The following is a 22,763-nucleotide window of genomic DNA, read 5'->3' on the forward strand; positions in this document are numbered from 1 at the left end:
TACAGGCTATTTGATGTTATGATGAAAATAAGCAAATAAATGTGTGCATTCGACAAACAATGGCGGTGCTTACTGACGATGAAACGACAAAGAAAACGACGACTGGCGACATTGGTAGCCTTCTTCCTTCTATTCATAATCGGTATCGGACTTCCGATACTCGGCGCTGGCGCCGGGCACTCACAGCCTAAGGCGGAGAATGGCGTGCTGGATTTGCGGAACTGGAGCTTGGAGAAGGACGGTTCCATTCGCTTGAACGGATTCTGGTCCTTCTATTGGAAGAGGCTGCTGATTGGCGGCGAAGAGTTCAACTTCGAGGGCAGTGCGCCAGAGCTCGGCGAAGAGTCCGGATTCGAGGGCAGTGCGTCAGAGCTCGACGACGAGTCCGAATTCGAGGAATTCGCGGAGATGCCCGGCCTCTGGTCGCAGAACGATAAGTCGGGCAAAGGCTATGCCACTTACCGGCTTAAGGTACTGACTGACGGAGAAAGCGGCAAACTGGGTTTGCAAATCCCTGCCATTGCTCCTGCCTACCGGATTTATGTGAACGGTCAAGAGATCGCTGACGCTGGCCATGTTTCGGCGGAGAAGGCATTCACGAAATCAGCCTATAATCCGCAAACAATCTACTTTGAGCCCCCGGCGCGAGAGTTCGATTTGACGCTTCAAGCTGCGAATACGCTCTATCCCGAAGGCGGCATCTGGTTCAGCCTGACGCTGGGGACCGAGCAGGCGATGCAGCAGATGAAAGAGCGGCAAACCTATATTGATTTGGCTGTGTTCGGAGGCTGCGCGCTTCTCGGTCTCTATCAGATCGCCGTCTTCCTGCTGCTTCGCTCTGAGCGTTCAACCTTATATTTCGGTATCTGTTGTCTGCTCGGCGCGGTTCGCGAATGGGTCGTTGGCGGGATTTATATCGCCGAAATTTTTCCTGATATCTCTATCCGGCTAATTATTAGGCTCGAGTATTTAAGTTTTTACGGCGGCGTCACGATGGCGACGCTCTTTGTTCGCGAGCTCTATCCCCTCGAGTTCAGCCGTCGCTTGACCAGACTGCTTGTATGGATCGGCTGTGGATTTATGGCGTCGGCACTGCTGCTTCCGGCTGAAATCTCTACAAGGTTTCTTGGCGTCTTCCAGCTTATCGCTTTGTTCGCGTTCGTCTACATGATTTACGGCTTCGCGCTTGCGCTGTGGCGCGGCCGCGACGGAGCCCTGCTGCAATTGACAGGCTGGCTGTTGTTCGTAATGACGGCGGTGCATGATATTCTGTATAATGACGGTTATCGAATCGGGATGGGGATGCAGCTTGTGCAGTATGGCTTTATTCTCCTGGTCTTTATTGAAGCGCTTGAACTGGCAAGAAGATTCACGAACGCGTATCGAACGATCGGCAAGCTGTCGAAGGAGCTGATCGCGATGAATGAGCTGAAGGATGAATTTCTGACGAATACAACGCATGAGCTGAAGACGCCGTTGCATGGCATTCTGAATCTGTCGCAGTCTTTATCCGAAGGCAAGTCCGGACGGATCAACACTGCCCAACGGGAACAACTGGAACTCGTTGTTTCGGTGGCGCGTCGAATGTCGAACCTCATTAACGATATTCTGGATTTATCTTTGCTCAGGCATAACGGCATCCAACTGAAGCTGAAGCCTGTCGATATTCGTGCGGCGTTATCTGCGCAGGAGGAGGTTTTCCGGCATTTCATCGGAGGGAAGCAGGTTCAGTTGCAGTTGGAATGGCCGGAGAAGCTGCCGGACGTGCTGGCGGACGAGAATCGGTTGCTGCAGATCTTCTATAACTTGATTGGAAACGCTATTAAATTTACGCCTAGCGGAACCATCTCGGTATCGGCATGGGCACAAGGCGGCTGGGTGCATGTGGCGGTTGCGGATACCGGCATCGGCATTCCTTCGGATAAGCTCGATGCCATCTTCGAGTCTTTCGAACAGGCAGGCACAGCCGTTGCGAAGGAGTATGGAGGATCGGGGCTGGGGCTCGCCATTACGAAGCGCCTGGTCGAACTCCATGGAGGTGAGATTCAGGTGTCCTCGGATGCGGGCAGGGGCTCGGTATTCTCCTTCACGTTGCCTGTCGTTGAAGCCTTTTCCAGCATTGAGAATGCGGCTGGCAATCGGGTTGAAGTCATCAGCGGTTTGAGCTTTCAACATCTGCGGGCAGGTACGAGAGAGGTGGAGGCAACGATTAAGGCGGTTGACGAAGCCGGGAATAGTGTTGTCACGGGAACAGGGCGTGCTGCGACGGAAAAAATCTTCATACGAGATGCAGACGGCAAGGCTGGTTCAACTGAAGGACAAGCAAGCTTGGAGCCGATCATTCTCGCTGTTGATGATGATGGGGTAAACTTATCCGTTCTGAAGGCGGTCCTGGCAGATGAGCCTTATGATATATGGACGGCATCCAGCGGGGAAGCCGCTCTTGAGATGCTGGAGGATGGAAAGCGACGGATCGGCTTGGTGATACTGGATGTTATGATGCCGGGCTTGTCCGGTTATGAGACGACCAAACGCATAAGGGAGAACTATGCGATAATCGAGCTGCCCGTGCTGCTGACCACGGTAAGAAGCGATGCGGAGGATCTGTTGTACGGCTTTGAATGCGGCGCGAATGATTTCCTGACGAAGCCTTTTCAATCGCATGAGCTGCGAGCGAGGGTGAGAACTTTAATCGAGATGAGGCGCTCCGCCGAGGAGGCCGTCCGTTCAGAGATGGCTTTTCTGCAGGCGCAAATTAAGCCCCACTTTCTATTCAACGCTCTGAATACAATCATTTCCCTGTCGCTGGACGAGCCGCAAATTTCTCATGATTTGCTTCTGCATCTCAGCCGTTATCTGCGCAGAAGCTTCGACTTCAGTCCTGCAAGAAAGCTGGTGGAGCTTCGGAAGGAGCTCGAGCTGACGGAGGCGTATTTGCATATTGAACGAGCCAGATTCGGCGACAGATTGAACGTTTCATTCGATGTGGAGGAGTCTGCAACCTGCATGCTGCCGCCGATGACGCTTCAGCCGCTAGTCGAGAATGCGGTAAGGCATGGCGTTATGAAGCGGGAGGACGGCGGAAGAATTGCGGTCGCGGTTCGCGTGAGAGCGGCTGAGGCGATTATTACGGTGGAGGATGACGGAGTGGGCATGTCGGAAGCCGTGAATTTGAACGTTGGGAAGGGATCGGAAGATGAAGGCGGCGTAGGCCTGCGCAATATTCACAAACGCCTGTTAAAGCTTTACGGCCAAGGAATTGAGATTGAGAGCGAGTTAGGCAGGGGAACCAGGATAGCCATTCGTATTCCGCTGAAGGAGGGAATGAATTCATGATTCATGTTATCGCGGTGGATGACGAGGGGCCGGCGCTTAAACGCATCGGCAAGCTTCTGGAGTCGATTGACGATGCCCGGCTAATCGCTCAATTCGATCGTCCGACGCAATGTCTAGACTATGTGCTGACCTGTCCGCTGTCTATTGATCTTGCGCTCCTGGATATGGAAATGCCTGGCATGCACGGACTTGAGCTGGCCAAGAAGCTTCGGGAGCATAGGCCGGAGCTTCATATTGCTTTCTTGACGGCTTATGAAGACTACGCCCGCGAAGCGTTCGATGTGGAAGCGCTCGATTATTTGCTCAAGCCTGTTGCGGAAGAGGATTTGGCGAGGACGTTCAAGCGGCTCGAGCAGAGGAGCGGGCTTATACGCGGGAGGATGGCGGATAAGGCGGTTGCTTATGGCGCGGAGCTCTTATGCGAGGTAAGCAGCTTCGGCACCTTCACTATCTTGTCGAAGAATGGAGCAGAAGTGCGATTTCGCAATTCCAAAAGCAGAGAGCTATTAGCCTTTCTTCATTATTACCGGGGCAAGCCGGTTACCAAGTCCCATATTCTGGACAGTCTATGGTCCGGCAAAGATATGGATCGCGCTCAGGTGAATTTGTATTCTACTGTGTATCAGCTTCGCAAGGATCTCGAAACTGCCGGTCTGCAAGGTATTGTGGAACAAAGGAAGACGGGAGGCGGGAGCTATATCCTGCAATGGCCTTCTCCAATTAAGGATGATGTGGAGCAATTCGAGCAACTGATCGCGCATTATAAGCATTCGAATGCCGCTGCATCCTTGATCAAAGCGATTCAGCTTTACGGCGAGGGATTTCTGGCCGGAAGCGGCTATGACTGGGCGGCGCCGCGCCAGGCGGAGCTGGAGCTGCACTTTATACAACTGCTCCAGTCTCAATTTAATATTTATATCGCGCAGCATCGATATGATCTTGCGCTCCACCCAATGAGGAGCCTGGTTCGATTGCTTCCTCTGGACGAACGGCAGCATGTCAGAATGACGGCGCTCTTTCTGTTGACGGACAGGAGGCGGGATGCCCGGGATTATTTTGACATGATCTCAAATTACCTGGATATATCAGAGAATTCAGCGCTGAATGATTTCGACGCGCTGCTTGAGAATCCGACAGCTTTCTTGTAACGATGTATCAAGCCGCACAAGGTGAAACGGCTGTGCCGTCCTTTGGCGGGGGCACGATTTGTTTCGGAGAAGCGACTTTTCCTATTCAAGGGAAGAGTCGCTTCTCTATTTTTAAGACAAATTTCCCGGGAAATCGATAAAATTCATGCCGAACCTTACATGAAGCGCTTTCTTTTCAGATGATAACTAGAAGCTGTCTGTAGAATGGAAGAGGATTTGCGTAATACGATGCATGCAAAGAGGAATGGATAACAATAGACAAGTTGGAGGAATGACGAAATGGTCAAAAAGGCGAAGGCGATGCTTCACGGTTTGCTTGCTGTCATCTTGCTTTCAGGAGCTGCTGCAATCCCGTATGCCTCAAAAAGTTATGCCGAGGCTGATTCGAACGGCATTCATGAAATCGCGATGGATGGCGGATTCGAGGTGCCGACAGAGGGATTGCTGAACTATCCCGCCGATACGGCAGTGGATGCGGAAGGGAATATTTTTGTAGCGGATCAGTATAACAACCGCATTCAAGAGCTGGACAAGAACGGCAACTTCATAGCCATGTGGGGCTCTGAAGGCAGCGGCGAGGGACAGTTCAGATCGCCGAGCAAGCTCGTCCTGGATGGGGACGGCAACATTTACGTGCTGGATTCCGGCAATCATCGCATTCAGAAATTTGATGCAAATAGGCAGTTTATCGCGGAATGGGGCAGCAACGGCTCTGGGGACGGGCAGTTTATCGAGCCATCCGGCCTCGCAATGGATGCTGACGGCAATCTCTATGTTCTCGATAAAAATAGATGCACTGTTCAAATTTTCACTTCAGATGGCGCGTTCGTCGAGAAATGGGACAAACAGGGCAATGCTGTCGGACAGTTGTCGATGCCAAGCGGAATCGCACTCGACAACAGCGGCAATGTGTACGTAGTGGATCGAAATGATCAACAAGTCGTGAAATATGCTTCTGACGGCACCTATATCTTGGAGTTTGGAAGCCGCGGCGGTGGAGATGGACAGTTGTTCAATGCGGAAGACGTTGCGGTGGATGCTGACGGTAATATCTATGTCGCGGACACCTACAATCATCGGATAGAGAAATTCGATTCAAGCGGCGGCTATGTGAGCGCGTGGGGAAGCCAGGGCGATGAGGACGGGCAATTCATTTATCCGGCCAGCGTGACCGTTGACGCGGACAATCATATCTATGTCGCGGACAGCAATAATAATCGGATTCAGATATTTGACGAGGACGGGACTTTTCTGATGAAATGGGGAACCGGCGGGAATGTAGAGATATCTCCCGATTCTATCGCAACGGATCGTTCCGGCAATATCTATATGACAGAGTCTGGCGCTTCCAGAGTATTGAAATTTGATGCATCCGGGCATTATTTGCGGCAATGGGGCAGTTATGGCAGCGAAGATGGACAGTTTATGTCTCCTTCCGACATCGCTATCGATGAAGAGGATGATGTTTATGTCGTTGACAGTTGGAATAGCAGAGTGCAAAAATTCGATGCGGACGGCAATTTTCTTCTGCAGTGGGGCGGCTACGGCGGCAATGCCGGCGAGTTTCATTATACGAAAGCATTGACGGTGGACAAGGATCAGCAGGTATATGTGGTCGATGATAACCGCCGGCTGCAGAAGTTTGATTCAAACGGGAATTACATATCCGAATGGCAATTGGATCCCAAGAGTGAATCGGATTTATTTTTCCCGGCAGCGGTTAATCTCTCTGTGGATGGGGGCGGGGATCTCTATGTTTCATATGGGGGCGAGGACAGCTACGTTCAGAAGTACGATGCATTCGGAAATCTCCTGCTGGAATGGGGAGAAACGGGCGCTGAAGCGGGTCAATTCGATGATGTAAAAGATATTGCTGTTGATGCATATGGGAATGTGTATGCGGTCGACTTTAACAATGGCCGTATTCAGCAATTCGACTCGAGCGGAGTCTTCCTGAAGGAGTGGGACTTTGCCGTTCCCGATACATGGACATATGAAATTCCTTATCAGTTGACGGTGGATCGCAATGGATGGATGTATGCCCTTCAGAAGACCATGTTCTCTAGTAACAATTCGATTCATGTATACAGCGCGAATGATAATGCGGATTTGGCTGGAGCTTCCGTATCGAGCGGAGGGACGAAGCCGGTGTTTGCCGGAGGAGATGCGGGTCCTTATCGAGTGTTTGTGCCAGACGACCTGGAGGAGCTGTTGATGACGCTTCAAACGGCTGATCCTATGGCGAGTGTGGCGGTCGCTGCTTCATCGGGAAGGGTCGAGGGAACAGCGCTGGACGGATCGATGCAGTACGCCGTTCCATTAGAATCGGAGAACGGCGTTATCTCCGTTCGCGTTACTGCGTGGGATGGCATAACGAGCAAAGAATATGTCTTTCAGGCGCTGCGAATGAGCGGAACTGCCTTGTTGGCCGGATTGACGATTGATCAAGGGGATGTCCAGCCTGGTTTCTCTTCGGAAATCCTTGGCTACTCGGCAGAGGTGGAGCATCAAGTAAACACCGTTCAGCTAGCGTTAATGAAGGCTGATTTAACGCAACAATTAACCGTGACGGGAGCAACATATGACTCCACGGTTACTGATTCGGTCTACCTCTATACGGCGAGCCTGGTTGACGGTGTGAATCCAATTACCATTGAAGTGGCTGCTCAGGATGATACAAGCAATCTGTATACGCTGGAGCTGACGCGCCATGCGGAGGAAACAAGCGGCGGCGGCTCCAACGGCGGCTCGGGCGATGGCAGCGGTGGCGGAACCGGCAACGGTGGAGGAACAGGCAACGGCGACGGCGCTGGAACTGGCGGGGACACAGGAGGAGGAACTGGCAGTGAGACTGGCGGCGGCACAGGCGGAGGAACCGGCAACGGAACTGGTAGCGACACAGGCGGAGGTACTGGCAGCGAGACTGGCGGCGGCACAGACGGAGGAAGTGGCAGCGAAACTGGCAGTGAGACTGGTGATGACACGGGGGACGGTTCGAACGGCGACACCGCTGTGGAGCAGCCGACGGGCGAGACCGGGACCCTTCCGATCTCCTTCGGCGATATAGCCGGACACTGGGCACAGGCGAATATAGAAGCGGCCTATAAGAAAGGGCTGGTCCACGGGTATGACAATGGCACATTCAAGCCGGAGGGGATCGTTACCCGGGCGGAGTTTATCGTGATGCTGATGAACGCTCTGCAGCTATTGGATGAAGAGGGAGCGCTGGAGCTTGACCATTCATTCCCGTTGCTTGCATTCACAGATGCTTCCGGCATAGGCGATTGGGCTAACGACTCGATCAGCATGGCCGTTAGAGCCGGCATGATCAGCGGATATCCGGATGGAACCTTCCGTCCGGGCGCCAGCATCACCCGTGCCGAAATGGCTGTGATGGTTATGAAAGGTCTGGATGCTCTGGGGCTGGATACGATAGCAGCGCCTTCGACAACCTCGTTCGCCGATGACGGCGACATTCCGGTATGGGCAAGAGGCGCGGCTTCGGCCTTGTTCGAGCAAGGCATTCTATTAGGAACGGGCGGCAATCGATTCGCTCCTGTTCGAACGGCTACAAGAGCCGAAGCGGTTACGATTCTATTGCGCTTGTTTGAATAGAATAAAAGTTAAATCGAACGAAGTGGCAATACAGAATTTCTGTATTGTCTTTTTTTATTTTCGTTCTAATATGCAAGCGTTCAATGAGGCGGGGGATAGCCGAAAGGGCCTGAAGCTGTTACGATTAGGCGAGAAGAAAGCAATCCCGTGATTTGGAGGAACGAGTGATGAGAGGGAATAAAGGGAGTCGAGTGAAAGAGGCGGAGCTGTCGGGGCAATGGTCGGAGGAACAACGGCAGAAGCTCTTCAAACGTTCTTTATGGATTGTGGCACTGTCGCAAATGTTCGGCGGAGCGGGGTTGGCCGCGGGAATTACAGTCGGCGCACTGCTTGCGCAGGATATGCTGGGAACGGACAGCTTCGCCGGAGCGCCGGTAGCGCTTATCACGCTGGGATCGGCTGTAACGGCACTGTTCGTCGGTAGGCTGTCGCAGCGCGCGGGGAGACGAAATGGACTTGCGACGGGCTTTTTGCTCGGCGGCATCGGGGCGCTTGGCGTTATTTTCGCTGCCGTTACAGGGAGTGCCGCGATGTTGTTCGCATCGCTGCTGGTCTATGGAGCGGGTACGTCGACGAATTTGCAAGCGCGATATGCAGCGACCGATTTGGCAGCGCCGAACAAGCGGGCGACGGCAATCAGCACCGCAATGGTGGCGACAACCTTCGGCGCTGTAGCAGGTCCGAATCTGGTCGATGTGATGGGGAATGTCGCTGATTCGATGGGCATTCCGAGATTGGCGGGGCCGTTCCTGCTTGCGGCCGCAGCTTTCCTGCTGGCAGGGGCAGTGCTGTTTGTCCTGCTTAGACCCGATCCTCTGCTAATCGCGCAAGCGATTGCGAAAGAGCGGGAAGCCTCTGCAAAGCGGGAGGGGCAAGCGGGGGTAGCGGGCAGTCGATCGGCAAACACGGGAACCCCCTGGGCGTCGTCAACAGGGTCAAACACGGGAAGCTCGGCCGAGCTGTCATCATCAGCGGACAAACGGGGCATCGTTGTCGGCGCCGCTGTCATGATCATGACTCAAATTGTGATGGTCGCCATTATGACGATGACGCCGGTTCATATGAAGATGCATGGACATGGACTCGGGGACGTCGGTCTCGTCATCGGCATTCATGTCGGCGCGATGTATTTGCCATCCCTGTTTACAGGCGTGTTGGTTGACAAAATAGGCAGGATTGCCATGACAGTGGCGGCAGGCATAACCTTGCTCGGTGCAGGTATTCTCGCGGCTGCGGCACCCGGCGATTCGATGCCGGGACTGACTATAGCGCTCGCCTTGCTGGGCATCGGCTGGAACTTCGGCTTGATCAGCGGCACGACGCTTATTGTCGATGCGACAACTGCTTCGACCCGCGCCAAGACGCAGGGCTCGGTCGATGTATTGATTGCGCTGACCGGAGCATCAAGCGGCGCGATGTCCGGCGTCATCGCGTCGCATACGAGCTATTCGACTCTCGCGTTAGGCGGGGGCTTCCTTGCGCTGCTGCTCGTTCCGGTTGTCATTTGGTCGCTGGGCAGGCGGGAAATGGAGACGATTGAAGCGAGCGGTTGAATGGCGGGATGTAGGAGCCGCGGGATTGGTATAGCAGATGTAACATATTTATAAGAGATGCTAGTAGAGGACAGGCGATCCATGTAAGACACGGCAGTGCCGTGCCTATTCTTATCTGATTTTTCAAAGTGCTGCATCGCCCAAGTAGCCTTCCAGCGGCTTCTTTATATCGGGCCATTTGCTCACAATCATGCTGTAGAAGTTTTTGTGGATTCTGCATGCCCATAGTTGCTGGATGTTCCCGATGATGTTAATTCTGCTCGTTGAAGGGTCCGGCGGAGGTATAAAGTCGGTATAGTGGTCGGTGAAACGAAGTCCAGCGGTTAATGTTCCACCAGAGAGAGTCGGTGTAACGGTTATTTCTTTGCTGACGGACATTTACGCTTCTTAGAAAGCAAATGGGGCTATTTTTTTGCTCAGACTGCCCGCTAAGGTGACGAAATGTCCGTTAGAGCAGAAGTCAGAGAAAGGCCCGGACGTCCAACAGGACGGCCGGGCTTCGTTTGCGTTTATACATTCAGGCGGAGCAAGCTCATGAAGGAACAACGCTGTCCGGTCATGCCCACTTCGAGCCGTGAGGCGAAGGGCAGCGGGTTGAGTCGAGCTTCGCTTTGATCTCCATGAGCGCTCCGGACCAGCGGCAGGTGGTGCCCCAGCGATAATCGGAGCAGCCGCCGCAGGTCGACAAGCGGCGTAAAAACTCCGATTCGGTAACCAGCTTCACGCTGCCAGGCCGAAGGAGGATGTCGCCGCCATACAGCTCAGCGATCTCCTCCGGCTTCACATGAACGCTTGCGGAGCAGCCCTTGCAATTGGGAACGACAGCATCCAGCTCATGCTCGCTCGATCTGTCGGGCTTGTTGGGGGCTGCTGCTGGCGTCCCGAACCTGTTAGCTTCAGCCTTCACAGGACGATTCATCATCGCGAGGTCAGCTCTTATGCCAAGCGCAGCGTCACGACGGAATGCGCGGGAAGCGTCACGTACAGCTTCTCTCCATCCATGCGATAACTTGTGAACGCCTCTGAAATGACAGCCTCGGGAGCTTCAAAGCTGTTATGGGCGTTAATAGAGCCCGCAGTAACCGCCGTGCCGGAAATTTCGCTGCCAGCATATCCTCGAACATCGCATTCCACCTCAAGCGAATCGCTATGATGCAGATTGCAGAGGGAAACGTTCACGGCGCCGCTGTCATCCATCGAGGCGGATGCGCTCAGTTGGTCCAGATGCTTGCCTTCCATCGTATAAGCTGGGCTCTGCAGCTCGACAGGAATGTACTTCGCATCCTGATGCACCTTGTACATGTCGAAGACATGGTAGGTTGGCGTCAGCAGCATGTCCGCGCCTTCGGTCAGAATGACAGCTTGAAGCACGTTGACGACCTGAGCGATATTCGTCATCTGCACGCGCTCGCTGTGATGATGGAACAGGTTGAGATTAATGCCGGCGATCAGCGCGTCGCGAATTGTGTTCTGCTGATAGAGGAAGCCAGGATTCGTGCCCGGCTCCACATTGTACCAAGTGCCCCATTCGTCGACCATAAGCGCAACTCTCTTCTCCGGGTCATACTTGTCCATAATTGCAGAATGCCGCACCAGCAGCTCTTCCATCTTCATCGTTTCTTGCAGCGTTTGAAACCATTCCTTCTCGCCGAATTCGGTCGCGGAGCCTTTGTCCTGCCACACGCCGGTTGGAACGGTGTAATAGTGGAGGGAGAGGCCGTCCATATGCTTGGCCGCTTCGCGCATCAGCACCTCGGTCCAGTTGTAATCGAAGCTGTTGGCTCCACAGGCGATTTTGAAGATGCGATTATCCCCGTAATTCCTCACATAGCAAGCATACTGGCGATACAAATCCGCGTAGTATTCCGGACGCATATTGCCGCCGCAGCCCCAATTCTCGTTCCCCACGCCAAAATAAGTCAGCTTCCAAGGCTCCTCGCGGCCGTTCTCCTTGCGAAGATTCGCCATTGGCGACTCGCCGTCGAAGGTCATATACTCGACCCATTCGGACATCTCCTGAACCGTGCCGCTGCCCACGTTGCCGCTAATATACGGCTCGGCGCCGATCAGCTCGCACAGGCGCAGAAATTCATGCGTGCCGAAATGATTGTTCTCGACAACGCCGCCCCAATGCGTGTTGATCATCCGCTTGCGGTTCTCGGCAGGTCCAATGCCGTCCTTCCAGTGATATTCATCCGCGAAGCAGCCTCCCGGCCAGCGGAGCACGGGGATCTTCAGAGCTTTCAACGCCTCCAGCACGTCGTTGCGCATGCCTTCGGTATTCGGAATCGGGGAGTCATGTCCGACCCAGATGCCTTCATAGATGCAGCGTCCGAGATGCTCGGAGAAATGGCTGTAAATATTCTTGTTAATGATATGTTTTGGTGAGTTCGCGTGAATCGTTAATTTGGCCATGAGAGATCTACTCCTTTGTTTTCTTCGCGGCAACCGACGCCCGACTGACGAGTGCGGCTGTCAGAATGATTTGTTCAGACTTCGGAGAAGTCTGCTTGCTGTTCTTGTGAATGACGGACAACAATTCTTCGACGATATGCTTGGCGTCGAGGCTGAACGTAGTCAGCTTGGGCGCAATCTGGGATGCGAGCGGGATATCGTCGCAGCCGATGATCGAGACTTCATCCGGCACCTTGCGGCCTTGCTCGCGAAGGCCTTGTATGCAGCCTGCGGCCATCCAGTCGTTGACGGCGAAGATTGCGTCCGGAAGGAAGGTTGAGCTGGAGCCCGAGCCAGGGTCTGAGCTAGAGCTCGTATCCGCGTCCGAATCTGAACCAGCATCCGACCCGGCGCCCGAGTCAGCGTCTAACTCGGCGTCCGGGCCGGGCCGCCCAGACATCGGCCCCGCAAGGAGGCTGTCCGCGGCGCGCCGGCCGCCTTCCCAGTTCATCTTCTCCGTGATGACGGTGACTTTGGCTTCCTGCTGCTGGCAAAACGCGAGGAAACCTTGCTTCCGAAGACGCGAGGACTCGTAGCGGTCCGGTCCGGCAAGCAGGGCGAAGCTGCGATGCCCGGCATCATGCAGCGTCTTGGCGGCCTTGCTTCCGATGCGGTAGTCGTCGTAATAGATCTGAATGATATCTTCGCGATGCGCATACCGTACGGTGGAATAGAGCTGACCGGTCGCCGAGCGCATAAGATCCAGCAGTTCGTCATCCATCTGGCCGATTAGAATAAGCGGACTCGGCACCGCGCCGCCTGCCAGTCTGTCCGGCGTCACCATGGAAAGCTTGATGGCTTGCTTGGCGGCCAAATTCGTGATTTCAACGAGAAAATTGGTGTAATACGGGTCATTGCCTTTAATATCCGGCGAGCACATGACGTACATGGTGTCAAGCTTCACGGCGGGCACGATATAGGTGCCTTTGCCTTGCAATTGCACGAGCAGTCCTTCCCGCACGAGCGTCTGAATGGCGGACCGCACGCTGACGCGGCTTGCCTCGAAGCTTTCGGACAAGTTGCGTTCCGATGGGATTTTCACTAGTTGATCGGTCTGCAGCTCATGAATTTGCCGCCTGAGCTGTTCCGTTAATTTTTCTTTGAGAAGCGGAGATTTCTTCATCCCGGGGTACCACCTATCTGTTCATACCAATATTAAATCGATTTAATACCAATACAATACCACTGGGAGAGTCGAACGTCCAGCCCCAATTTTGAAATGCAGCAGGGAATCTGCGAAAGGGAATCATCCCGGTAGAGTGATATTGTACAAGAAATCATGAATTGTATTCTTTTCTTTTGCGGCAGCCTCCGATATGATGGCGAGTGACGACCATCATGATGAGGAGGAATAGAACAGATGCACATGGAAAGCAATGACAGAGAGCGGGAAGTGGAAGCGGCAAGGCAAGCGCTGAGCGGCCTTCCGACTCTGCGGCAGGAGAAATTTCGAAATCCTGCAAGCGTCGCAGTTGACAGCGAAAAAGGAAACCAGGGACGGATAACGTCCCAACCGACGATTATGACGCACCCGGATCCTTACGTGCTGAAGCATCGGGGGCAATATTACAGCTATGCCACGCATTCGGGAGGCGTAACCGTCCTTCATTCGAAGGACCTGCTCGCTTGGAGGAGTCACGGCTATGCCTTCCAGATGGAGGGACAGCATCAATTCTGGGCGCCTTCGGTGGTTTATGAGAACGGCGCTTTCTATATGTATGTGTCCTGTTATCCGCTTACAGAGGAGGATGCCCATTATGGCACGATGAAGGTCGCGGTCTCGGAATCGCCACTTGGACCGTTCGAGTACAAGAAGACGCTCTTCGATACGTTCTCCATTGATTCTCATGTCGTGAAGGACGAGGCGGGACGCTATTATTTGTTCTATTCCAACAACGAGTACAGCGGCACGGATCCTTATCGGCCGGGCACAGTCATTCTCGTCGATCGCTTGACGGACATGATGACGCTGGAGCATGAGCCCAAGCTGGTTGTGGAGCCGAGCATCGAGGAGGAGATCTTCGCGGTCGACCGCTTCGGCGACGGCCGGGATTGGCACACGATTGAGGGAGCCTTTTACTTCCGGAGGAACGGCATGCACTACGTCATGTACAGCGGCAACGCATTCGGCAGCCCGACCTATTTTCTAGGGCTTTCTGCAGCCAAGGGGCAGGGCGGGCAGGAGGATTTGCGAGAGCTGAGCTGGGGCAAAGCGCCAAGCGCCAAAACGTATCGCCCCTTGCTTCAGCAGAATGACCAAGTCGAGGGCGCGGGGCATAATTCGATGGTTGTCGGACCGAACCTGATCGAGGAATGGGTCGTGTACCATGGCCGGGCTGTGAAGCCGGCCGTTGCGGAGACATCCTCTGAAGGGGATGCGTCAACGCAATCGAATGATGAGGAGAAGCGTCAGATGCGATTGGATCGCATGCTGTGGCAGGGCGACCATCCTTGGATCGCCGGACCTTCCTCCGAGGAGCAGGATGCTCCCGCCAAGGCTTCGTTCATGGATCATTTCGACCAAGAAGACGGCGCTCCGGGAAAAGGCTGGAAGTCTGCAGGAGGGCAATGGGAGGTTCGCGATGGCGAGCTCCTACAGACGAATGCCGCCAGTTTAGGAACGATTTTGACCGAGCATGTCTACGAGCATTATGTCGCGGAGCTCAGCTTGAAAGCGATTGATAATCATGCGGGCGCAAGGTATGGCTTCTACTCGGCCTACCGGGATGCTCGTAACTATTCGGTTATTGTGCTGGACAAAGGCAGAAGAACGTTGGAGATTTACAGCGTGCGCAATGGAATCAGACTGGAGAGCGAGGCGGCTTCGCTGCCGACTGGCTTCCAGGCCAAGGCGTATCATGAAATGAGCGTGGAAAAGACGGGACGTCAGCTGGCGGTGCACCTGGACGGGGTACTTCTTCTGCGCGCCTTTATTTCAATTACTGAAGGCCGGGTTGGCTTCTTCACGCAATATGCGATGGCGTCCTTCAGCGGCTTTGCCATTACGCGCAGTTTCAAGCTTGAGCGTGAAACTGCGGAAGAGTTCGCTGCTCTGCTCCGAGCGGGCGAATATAGAGACGCGGCGGCGAACGGCTCAGCAGCCGCAAGCGGCATGATGCCTCAGTGGACCATCGAAGACGGTCAGCTTCGCCATCGCAACCCGGGGAATGAGCCGTCGATCCTTCTGCTGGATTCTCGCTTCACAGCAGGAGATTTCCAGTTCCGTATGGATTGGAGTCTCGACCATGAGCGCCAAACGGGCATGTTAGGCTTCTTTCCCGTCTATGGGAATGCAGATCATTATACCGTCTTTCAATATGAGCGCAATGGCCATCTGCTGAAGCATATTCAAGCGGCAGACGGCATCAGCGAAATCATTCATGCCATCAATCTTCCCGCAGCCTTCGATCCAATGGAAGAGCATTGCTTCTGGATGAAGCGGGCGGGCGAGCAGACTCTCATTCTTCTGGATCAGACGGTCATATTTCACGGCAAGCTCCAAGCGGATTTAACTAAGGCCGAGCCAGAGCTATCCGCTTCGGTCGGTATTCTAGCTTCCGGGGAAGCGGCTTTTAGACATATCGAAGTGATTTATTAACAATCAATTAACCGAACCGTCACATGATTGCGTTGACCTCGGCGTATAGTTAGACATATGGCACCGGCAAGGGAAACATGATACGATAGCCGAAATGAGATCAGGTCAAGGAGGCAGCAAAATTGCCGAAGAAAATTTTATTCACCGGCGGCGGAACGGCGGGGCATGTGACGGTGAATCTCGCGCTTATCCCTTATTTCCAGAAGGACGGCTGGGAAGTGAAATACATGGGCTCGATGAAGGGAATCGAAGCGGAGTTGATTGAACCTCTGCAGCGAGTGGAATATATCGGGATTGCAACAGGCAAGCTCCGCAGATATTTCTCCTGGCAAAATGTGAAGGATCCCTTTCGCGTCATCCAAGGCTTATGGCAGGCGTATCGGGAGATTCGGAGCTACAAGCCGAATGTGGTGTTCTCGAAGGGCGGCTTCGTCTCGGTGCCGGTCGTCATTGCCGCTTGGTTGAACAGGGTGCCGGTTGTCATTCATGAATCCGACATTACGCCGGGACTGGCGAACCGCATCTCAGTTCCCTATGCGACGAAGGTATGCTACACCTTTCCGGAGACGGGGCGGCATCTGAGCAAGGAGAAATCGGTGCATGTCGGAGCCGTGGTGCGAGATCATTTGCGAAGCGGCAATAAGCTGAGGGGCCTGCATTTCTGCGAGTTCACGCAGGAGAAGCCGGTGCTGCTCGTAATGGGGGGCAGCCAAGGCGCCCGCAAGATTAATCAGCAGATTCGCGATTCGCTGGACGCCCTGCTTCAGCAATTCCAGATCGTACATTTGTGCGGCAAGGGACAGGTGGATGAGTCGAAGAACAACATTCGCGGCTACAAGCAATTCGAGTACATAAGAGAGGAGCTTGCGGATGTGCTGGCGATGACGAGCATCGTCGTGTCTCGAGCGGGCTCCAATTCGATTTTTGAATTTTTGGCGCTTGAGAAGCCGATGCTGCTTATTCCGCTGTCGCTCAGCGCGAGCCGCGGCGATCAGCTGCTCAATGCGCAATCCTTCCTGAAGCAAGGCTACTGCGAGGTGCTGGAAGAGGAGCATATGTCCGATGGCATGCTGTTGGAACGGATTCAGGAAGTCTATGCAAGACGCGACGAGTTGAAGCGCAATATGCGGACGGGCGAAGGAGAAGATCCCTTGCAGAAGCTGTTAGCTGTCATTAAGGGATCTGCGAGATAAGCTCATCTATGGCGAGTGGTCCAATGCATTATTGGATCTCATAACGATAGATGGTGAATGTGAACGGGGCGGGACGGCGGAAGCTGTACGTCCCGTTTGCGTTTGGCGGCAGAAGCTGCGTCCCGATCTCGGAGCCGCCCTCGTCGCCGTCATGCTTGCCTGCTCCGGCATGAACGATGTCTTTCTCATCCATGCGAACAATTTCGGTCAACCGTATTGCCGCCGCTCGTTCAGAAACGCTTGATTCGGTCGATCCTGCTCCAAGTCCCCATAGCTTCATCGCAAATTCCTCCGAAGGATGCAGCTCTCTCATAATGAGCAAATAGCCGCTCCGGGCATCGGCAATACTCTGAAAGCCGGTCCAGCCGACGCCTGTCGGTTCTTCTCCGATCGGCAGCACATGGCCGGCGAGAATGCGGTCGTGATGCGGCTTCCATGCGTGAATGGCTTGCGTCAGCGCGTTCATTTGACCGTCGCTGAGCGAAGACAGCTCCATCCAGGCCAATGGATTAGCGAAAGCAACGGTTGCAAACGCATAGACTTGTCCGCAAGCCGAAGGGGCAAGCGGATCATCTTCGTACAATTCCGTATTGCGATTCACGTTCAGAAACTCCATTTGCAGCTTTGAGGTCGGCATATACGGGCTAAGCAGCCATAAATTGCGGAGAGTCCAGTGCGGGTAATAGGATCTCCAGTCGGTATAGCGGTTTTCGAGAAAAAGATTGCCGTATTGCACACTGTTCCAATAGCCAAGTCGCTTTTGCGCGGTAGTGTCCATATTGAAATCGACTGCGCCTCCGCTTGCTTCCACAACCCCGCGAATCATCTTCAACAAGCGCTCCTCGGCAAGCTTCGAGGTCAAATTGACGCCGTCAAGCTTGAAAACCGTAATTCCCCATTCCCGATGCATGCGAATCAACGTATCTCGATCTTTTTTCCAGTGCACACAATCCTGAGCTGAGTCCGGCGAATACCAGAGTCCCAGCTTGATGCCAAGCTTGCTCGCTTTCTCGATGACGGGCGCGAGGCCTCTCGGGAAGCGTTCGGGATGCACCTCCCAGAAATCGCCGCCACCGCTATAGTAATCACCCCAGCGGCCTCCCGCTTTCGCCGCATGAACAGAATTGCTCGTAACCCCCTTTTGCCACCCGTCGTCAATTTGCAAAATAGCAATGCCCAGCTTCGCCGCCGCTTCCAGCTCCTTCAGAAGGAACGCTTCGGTCACTCGGCCGTCGCGGGAGCGGTCTCCCCACGTATTGCTGAGCAAATAGCTGTCCTTCTGCGGTTGATGCCGCTTAATGGTTCGATGATAGCGCTGAAGAAGCTGATAGTGCTCATAGCGGTCTCCGCTCATTACGCCGACCGTCGCTCCGTATGAGGTTATGGATTGGCCGGCAAGCGTATCGCTGACGCCGACGCCGGAGCCGATCATCCGAAGCTGTACGCCGTGGAAGTCGAAGTCGGCTCCGGTATCGTTCTGATGGCCGGTCGGCGTAGCTCCTTCCTTGATGAGAAGCAGCCCATTGTCAGACAAATTGTTCTGAAGAATGAGCAGATTGCCCCGCAGGCTGCGTCGCTCGTTTCGATATAGCAGCCCTTGGTCGCGGGAGATCAAATTATTGTTCACATCCGTCTGGTCGCGGAAGATAACGGATTCCCAACGGCAATGGAGGTCGCTCAGCGGCAAACGATCCAAGTAATCGATCCCCGCCTCTGCAGCCTGCTTATTATTGTTGTCGAGCGTCATTGCGGCGACGCTTTCGCTTTCCGCGGCGGCGTATTGTCTCAGAGGCTCTATGCGGATGTGTCCCGAATTCGTTGAAGTGTCGGAAGAGAGCGCCTTCAGATGATGGCGGATGAAAGGCTGATTGGGATAGATCAGGATGCACAGTCTTACGAACCAATCCTGATTGGTGTAGTGAAGATCCAGATGGGCTTGCAGACAGGATTCGGATACGCCCAGATCATTGTCGACGGACGAGGAGAGGAAGACCGACTCCAGATCGGCGATAGGGGGCAGCCAAGGCGAAGCGAACAGCGCTCCCTGCTGCTCCTTCCGCAGCCACTCCTTCCCGTTTCTCTTATCGGTGAGCGTGAGATTAACGGGAACGCCCTCCGCAAGTGACCAGCTTCGTTCGATGCTGGCGTTGCCGACAATAAGCTTTTGTGTCTCAAGGCGAATATAACAATCTTGGAGCAATTGGAGAATGGTCATGCGAATGCATCCTTTCATTGGTGGATTAGTCATTTATACATCTCATTATATTAATGATAATTATAGCTATAAATAGTAATGTTATGATCTATAGTGGTAAAAAATTGTGATATTTATATGCTTGCATGGACGAGGGAGAAGCTTTGAAATCGGGTAAGCAAATAGGGATTTCAGCCTTGCTTGCTGGAAAACGGTAGCGTATAATCATTAGTAATATGTTTGGTCTCTCGTCTCTAGTGTGGAGGCGGGGGACTTCTTCTTTGTTTGAGGCTGTGGGACTGCGGCCTTGATATACGGTCTGCTTGATAAGCTTAGTTAAGGAAGGGAAGGAAATCAGAATGAATCATAACAAATATACACGAGGCTATTTCATGCCGCCGAAGACCAGCCTGAACTGGACTCGGAAGGAATATATTACGGAGCCGCCAATCTGGTGCAGCGTGGATCTGCGCGATGGCAACCAAGCTTTGATCGTGCCTATGAGCTTGGAGGAGAAGTTGGAATATTTCCAGTTGCTGCTGAAGATCGGCTTCAAGGAAATTGAAGTGGGCTTCCCAGCCGCATCGGAGACGGAATTCGCCTTCTTGCGCACATTGATTGAACAGGATCTCATCCCGGATGATGTGACCATTCAGGTGCTGACGCAGTCCAGAGAGCATATTATTCGGAAAACCTTCGAATCGCTTAAAGGCGCCAAGAAGGCGGTTGTGCATCTCTATAATTCGACCTCGGTGGCCCAGCGGGAGCAGGTATTCCGCAAGTCTAAGGAAGAGATTATCGCTATCGCGGTATCCGGCGCGAAGCTGCTCAAGGAGTGCGGAGAAGATACGGAGGGCAACTTCCAATTCCAATATTCGCCTGAGAGCTTCACGGGAACGGAAATCGAATTCGCGCTGGAGATCTGCAACAGCGTATTGGATGTGTGGCAGCCTACGCCGGACAATAAAGTTATTATTAATCTCCCCGCGACGGTGTCGATGTCGATGCCGCATGTGTACGCGAGCCAGATCGAATATATGAGCGAGAATATGCGCTACCGCGACAATGTCATTCTATCTCTGCATCCGCATAACGACAGAGGGACGGGCGTCGCGGATACGGAGCTTGGCATGCTTGCGGGCGGACAGCGCGTGGAGGGAACATTGTTCGGCAACGGAGAGCGAACAGGCAATGTGGATATCGTGACCTTGGCGCTCAACATGTACTCGCATGGCGTCGATCCCCTCCTTCAATTCGATAACATCAATGAAATTATCGCGATCTACGAGCGACTGACGCGCATGAGAGTCGGCGAGCGGCAGCCTTATGCGGGCGAGCTTGTGTTCACCGCGTTCTCTGGCTCTCATCAGGATGCGATAGCGAAGGGCATGAAGTGGCGCGAGGAGCAGGAATGCAAGTACTGGTCTGTGCCGTATCTGCCGATCGATCCGAAGGATATCGGACGTGAATACGAAGGGGATATTATCCGCATTAACAGCCAGTCGGGCAAAGGCGGCATTGGTTATGTGCTGCAGCTTAATTTCGGATTGGATTTGCCGCAGGGCATGCGCGAAAGCTTCGGCTATCATGTGAAGAGTGTCTCCGACCGGACGCATAAGGAACTGCAGCCGAAGGAAATTTACGATTTGTTCCAAGAGAAATACGTCAATATTAAAGCGCCGATCGAGTTCGTCCGCTATCGCGCTACTCAGCAAGATGATTATGAGACCGTCGTAACCGTACGCGTGAATGGCGAAGAGTTGGAGTGGACGGGAACGGGCAACGGACGTTTGGATGCGATCAATCAAGCTTTGCAGACGAATCTCGGCTTGTCCTATAACAATTTGATTTATAAGGAGCATGCTTTGGAGGCTGGTTCGAAGTCGCAGGCGGTATCCTACATCGGCGTAACCGATAATAAAGGCACATCATCCTGGGGCTGCGGCATTGATGTCGACATCATGGCTTCCTCCGTCAAAGCGCTGTTCAGCGCAGTGAACTTGCTCAAGCAGCAGGGCTAGTTACAGACAAGGAGAAACAAAAAAGAACAGAAAAGTAAGGAAGAAAAGAAGAAAAGAAGAAAAGAAGAAAAGAACGGAAGAAATTACGGAAGAAAAGTACGGAGGAATAGAAGAAGAGTACGGAAGAAAAGTACGGAAGAAAAGAACCGAAGAAGAGAGGCTCTCCCCAATAGCGGGTGGGCTTCTCTTTTTCTATTGTTTTAGGCGGAGACTGGACAGTAGAAAGTTCTTTTGAAGAGTGAACTGCAGCCGTTGCATATCGTTACTCCGTTGGAAATGATTTGAATCTGAGCTGGATGTATCATGTATGAACGAAGTTGAAGACACTATCCCCTCAAAACAGGAAAGAATCTTTGGCAGAGAAAGAAGCTTGATGAATGGAGTGATAACAATGAAGTATATGTTGAATTATACGAACATGTGTGCTATTATTTATGAGAACATATGATCTTGTTTGGGGGTGCGGTTGTGGATATTGATGGAATTTTGAAACAGTTTAATCAGCGGTTCGAAGATGAAGAAGCATGCGTTTCGTTTCTATATGAACTTAAGTGGCCGAATGGATTTCGATGCTCGGAATGTGGATATCATCATGCGTACACTATAGCTTCCCGCAAGCAGACCCTTTACGAATGTGCGAGCTGTGCTAAACAAACGACCCTCACTGCGAATACGCTTTTTCATAAGAGTAGAACGCCTCTTAGCAAGTGGCTGCTGTCTCTATATATCGTCACCTTCTACGAGAAAGGTGTGAATGCTGTACAACTGCAAGAACTGCTTTCGGTTACGTACAAGACGGCGTGGAATATTTTGCACAAAATTCGTCAACTGGTATCCGGTTTGGATCAGACCGTCCTTTTAAGCGGATTTGTGAAGGGGAAACATGAGATTCTCATGAAGCAGGCTTATCCCTCCGATGCCTATTTGGAGAAGGAGAGGTCGGTTCTTACTGTATTGAGCGAAAACGCCAATACCGCTTATTTAAAGTTGAAGTTGTTGACGCGAAAGGTGCAGGCGAGAAACCGACTGTCGGAGGAAGAGGTGGATCGTTTTTTGATGCGCCACACCGACGAGTCATTGGAATCCGCAGCTATAAATCCCCGACATCAGAGAGAGTACAGCTTCCGAACTTCATTTGTTGAATCCAATGAATCTGATGTATCTATTCTATCTACTGGGTCTTCTGATTCCGGTGAATCATTAAAATCCAAAAACACCAAAAACACCACAGCAAACAACGCATCTGACTATACCAAGCATTTAACACGGAATGGCAATTTTATTTCAGATTTGACGGCTCGCGCTTTCTCGTGGATCAATGATACGTTTCATGGACTTGGGCTGAAGTATATACAGCATTATTTAGATGAATATTGTTATCGGTCTAATTCGCTTAGTGGATCGATTCATGATCCTTTTGCAAAACTATCGTTACAAGCGCTCTTCAGAGCAGCTTAGGCTCGATTTTTCTGTTGATGTGTAGTTTTCGCAACCTTGTGACTTCAGTCGTGAGTTAGAAAACTTCGGATTGGGCATGGCTTATGCTACGTTAACTATCCGACGCATGTTCAGGTTCAATTCTTATGCTGGTTTCTTATGCTGGTTTTAGGTTGGCTTCTGATTCTTTTACTTGCTTCTTGAGCTGGTTTTC

General features: G+C 52.9%; 12 protein-coding genes. 8 read left to right on the top strand and 4 right to left on the bottom strand.

What is annotated here, in order from left to right; genetic code table 11:
* Nucleotides 1-78 precede the first annotated feature (78 nt).
* From HFP08_RS08545 to HFP08_RS08560, 4 genes are all read left to right on the top strand, one after another.
* A complete protein-coding gene (locus tag HFP08_RS08545) occupies nt 79-3,336 on the top strand; it encodes an ATP-binding protein (protein ID WP_168120162.1) in 3,258 nt (1,085 codons plus the stop codon).
* Complete coding sequence (locus HFP08_RS08550; protein WP_168120163.1) at nt 3,333-4,484, top strand: response regulator; 1,152 nt, start codon at nt 3,333-3,335, stop codon at nt 4,482-4,484. The genes HFP08_RS08545 and HFP08_RS08550 overlap by 4 nt, the downstream gene beginning before the upstream one ends.
* A 279-nt stretch (nt 4,485-4,763) precedes the next feature.
* Entirely contained in the window at nt 4,764-8,099 is a 3,336-nt protein-coding gene (locus tag HFP08_RS08555) for a 6-bladed beta-propeller (RefSeq protein WP_168120164.1), read from the top strand.
* 281 nt (nt 8,100-8,380) lie between these two features.
* Nucleotides 8,381-9,652 carry an MFS transporter gene (locus HFP08_RS08560; protein ID WP_481856552.1) on the top strand — a complete coding sequence of 424 codons (1,272 nt, stop codon included), beginning with the start codon at nt 8,381-8,383 and terminating at the stop codon, nt 9,650-9,652.
* A 556-nt stretch (nt 9,653-10,208) separates the two neighbouring features.
* On the opposite strand, the gene HFP08_RS08565 is transcribed toward HFP08_RS08560, so the two are convergent.
* Genes HFP08_RS08565 through HFP08_RS08575 form a run of 3 tightly spaced genes read right to left on the bottom strand, consistent with a single transcriptional unit; the run spans nt 10,209 to nt 13,229 of the window.
* Nucleotides 10,209-10,574: a hypothetical protein gene (locus HFP08_RS08565; RefSeq protein WP_168120166.1), complete on the bottom strand. Its 366-nt coding sequence runs from the start codon at nt 10,572-10,574 to the stop codon at nt 10,209-10,211.
* Nucleotides 10,575-10,588: 14 nt separating this feature from the next.
* Complete coding sequence (locus HFP08_RS08570; RefSeq protein WP_168120167.1) at nt 10,589-12,067, bottom strand: alpha-N-arabinofuranosidase; 1,479 nt, start codon at nt 12,065-12,067, stop codon at nt 10,589-10,591.
* Between the two features lie 7 nt (nt 12,068-12,074).
* Entirely contained in the window at nt 12,075-13,229 is a 1,155-nt protein-coding gene (locus HFP08_RS08575; RefSeq protein WP_168120168.1) for a GntR family transcriptional regulator, read from the bottom strand.
* Nucleotides 13,230-13,466: 237 nt separating this feature from the next.
* Between HFP08_RS08575 and HFP08_RS08580 the strand changes: the two genes are divergently transcribed.
* Nucleotides 13,467-15,704, top strand: coding sequence for a glycoside hydrolase family 43 protein (locus tag HFP08_RS08580; RefSeq protein ID WP_168120169.1), 2,238 nt, complete (start codon nt 13,467-13,469; stop codon nt 15,702-15,704).
* A gap of 122 nt (nt 15,705-15,826) precedes the next feature.
* On the top strand, nt 15,827-16,897 hold the full coding sequence (locus HFP08_RS08585) for an undecaprenyldiphospho-muramoylpentapeptide beta-N-acetylglucosaminyltransferase (RefSeq protein ID WP_168120170.1): 1,071 nt from the start codon (nt 15,827-15,829) through the stop codon (nt 16,895-16,897).
* Between the two features lie 28 nt (nt 16,898-16,925).
* On the opposite strand, the gene HFP08_RS08590 is transcribed toward HFP08_RS08585, so the two are convergent.
* A complete protein-coding gene (locus HFP08_RS08590; RefSeq protein WP_168120171.1) occupies nt 16,926-19,112 on the bottom strand; it encodes an alpha-galactosidase in 2,187 nt (728 codons plus the stop codon).
* Between the two features lie 338 nt (nt 19,113-19,450).
* On the opposite strand from HFP08_RS08590, the gene HFP08_RS08595 reads away from it, so the two are divergent.
* Together HFP08_RS08595 and HFP08_RS08600 are read left to right on the top strand one after the other, a co-directional pair.
* A complete protein-coding gene (locus HFP08_RS08595) occupies nt 19,451-21,112 on the top strand; it encodes a 2-isopropylmalate synthase (protein WP_168120172.1) in 1,662 nt (553 codons plus the stop codon).
* A 468-nt stretch (nt 21,113-21,580) separates the two neighbouring features.
* A complete protein-coding gene (locus tag HFP08_RS08600) occupies nt 21,581-22,570 on the top strand; it encodes a transposase (RefSeq protein ID WP_168120173.1) in 990 nt (329 codons plus the stop codon).
* Nucleotides 22,571-22,763 lie beyond the last annotated feature (193 nt).

Origin of the sequence: Paenibacillus sp. HB172176, assembly GCF_011947265.1 — a bacterium.
Lineage (GTDB): Bacteria > Bacillota > Bacilli > Paenibacillales > Paenibacillaceae > Pristimantibacillus.